Source organism: Aetokthonos hydrillicola CCALA 1050 (assembly GCF_017591665.1).
GTDB classification, from domain to species: domain Bacteria; phylum Cyanobacteriota; class Cyanobacteriia; order Cyanobacteriales; family Nostocaceae; genus Aetokthonos; species Aetokthonos hydrillicola.
The window spans coordinates 1-1,976 of record NZ_JAAKGC010000317.1; the positions used below are offsets into that span (position 1 = coordinate 1).

A 1,976-nucleotide genomic window follows, 5' to 3' on the forward strand; every position below is an offset into this window, starting at 1 on the left:
GGAGGAACACAAACCCAAATCTACCAATAAAACATCCAATCGTTGTTTTGTGTCTTTGCGGCTCATAAAAAAGGGGAGTGTCCGAGAGGAAGCTCGATATACTTTAAACTTACAAGAATAAAAAGTGTTCTGTTTTCTATAACTAGATTATGTTACCAGTCATTTATTCAGATGAATTTTTAGATCACGATACTGGGTACTACCATCCAGAAAAACCAGAACGCTTGACGGCGATCGCCAATGCTCTTAAAGAGAGTGTATTTGCTGACAAAATAGAATGGCGATCGCCCACTTCACCGGAAGAAAGAGACTTAATATCTTTCGTTGAAAAAGCCCACTCTCAGCGCTACATCTACAAACTTCACGAAATTGCTCTGAATGGTGGTGGTTATTTAGATAGCGATACACCTGTTTCGACCCGCAGTTATGATGTTGCCTTATTAGCCGTTAGTGCTTGGTTAGATGGTGTTGATGCTGTGATCGAATCTCAAAATCCAGCTTTTGTATTATCGCGTCCACCTGGACATCACGCCGAACATGACGCGGGGATGGGGTTTTGCTTATTCTCCAATGCGGCGATCGCTGCTTTTTATGCACTGAAACAACCAAACATAAACCGCGTCGCGATCCTGGATTGGGATGTACATCATGGTAATGGTACTCAGGCGATCGTTGAGAATAACCCGCAAATTGCCTATTGTTCTTTGCATCAGTACCCCTGTTATCCTGGTACAGGTAAAGCCACAGAACGCGGCTTTCATGACAATGTGCTAAATTTGCCCTTTCCCCCAGGTTCTGATATTGGGGTTTATCAACCAGTTTTTGAGAAAAAAGTAATACCTTTTTTGTCTAACTTTCAGCCAGATCTAATCATTGTCAGCGCTGGTTATGACGGCAACGCCGATGATCCTCTGGCAAGCATAAATCTTCAACCACAAGATTATGGACTGTTTACACAATATTGTTTAAACATCACTCGTAAAATTCTGTTTGGTTTAGAAGGTGGCTATGACTTACCAACACTTTCTCAATCAGTTTTAGCTACCATTGAGAAATGTTTAGAGTTGTAGCGTATGTTAGAGGATATTCGAAAACTTTTGAGGTGTCAAGTTTTTATGCCAACCGCCTCACCATAATAAGGCTCATGGCAAGATAAATAAACGTCTCGGAAGTTTCTGGCAGTAACTCGTAATCTCTGACATCTTTGAAAGCCCCTACCGATTAGCTGCTACTGATGTACAGATATTCCCACTTTCTGGAAGCTAAATAGTGGCTGTTGGCAATTATCAAGCAACAAAACTTGACAGGCTGTTTTTGCTATCATTTCAGCCGTGGGATTATCGTCTGATGATATTCCTTCTGGTTTCTTTTGTAGACTCCATAGCATCAGCCCGGCAGCATTCTTATCAACAACAGTCTGTGCCAAATTACGAACTTTTGCTAATGTGTAAACATTCCCACCCCAAGCTTCTGGCGGTACTTGCACTCCCATAACTACTTTGCCTTTAAAATAGTTTTGATAAGCTGCTAAGGCTTCTTGAGGGTTGTAAGTGATACCAGCGTCATAGGACATAACAAGCAATTGGTCAATCATTTTACTTTCAGGTGAACGCAGCAAATTAAGCGTCATACCTGTCTTCTCGCCTTGGGGTTGAGCATTCGTCCATTTTCCTTCACCATAAGCACCAATACTCCATACCGCCGCTGTTACCAAGTAAGGCTTGGGCAGAACTTGGCGAATTTGCCTGACAACGCGACGAAATTCTGCATCAGAGGTACAGGAAACCTGACCATTTGAGGATGAACATTTTACACTGTTAGATTCATAATCAACATCAACACCGTCAAACCCAAAGTCCTTGACAATATTAGCAATTGTTTGAGGATTTATCTGAGCAAAATTTGTATAAGTTTGTCCGCCTACTGCCACCAATACTTTAGTGTTGCGGTTACGTTCTTTTAACAAGGCAATTGCA

General features: G+C 41.7%; 2 protein-coding genes and 1 pseudogene. 1 reads left to right on the forward strand and 2 read right to left on the reverse strand.

Annotated elements, in window-relative coordinates; translation table 11 throughout:
* The first annotated feature begins 149 nt into the window (after positions 1-149).
* The gene (locus G4P69_RS37385; protein WP_208343737.1) at positions 150-1,070 is read left to right on the forward strand and encodes a histone deacetylase family protein; all 921 of its coding nucleotides are present in this window, start codon (positions 150-152) and stop codon (positions 1,068-1,070) included.
* A 43-nt stretch (positions 1,071-1,113) separates the two neighbouring features.
* Here the strand turns inward: G4P69_RS37385 and G4P69_RS41130 are convergent.
* Together G4P69_RS41130 and G4P69_RS37390 are read right to left on the reverse strand one after the other, a co-directional pair.
* Positions 1,114-1,206, reverse strand: a pseudogene (locus G4P69_RS41130) (IS5/IS1182 family transposase); the annotation flags it as partial.
* A 22-nt stretch (positions 1,207-1,228) separates the two neighbouring features.
* On the reverse strand, positions 1,229-1,976 hold a 748-nt coding region (locus G4P69_RS37390; RefSeq protein ID WP_208354959.1), incomplete at its 5' end, for a glycosyl hydrolase family 18 protein.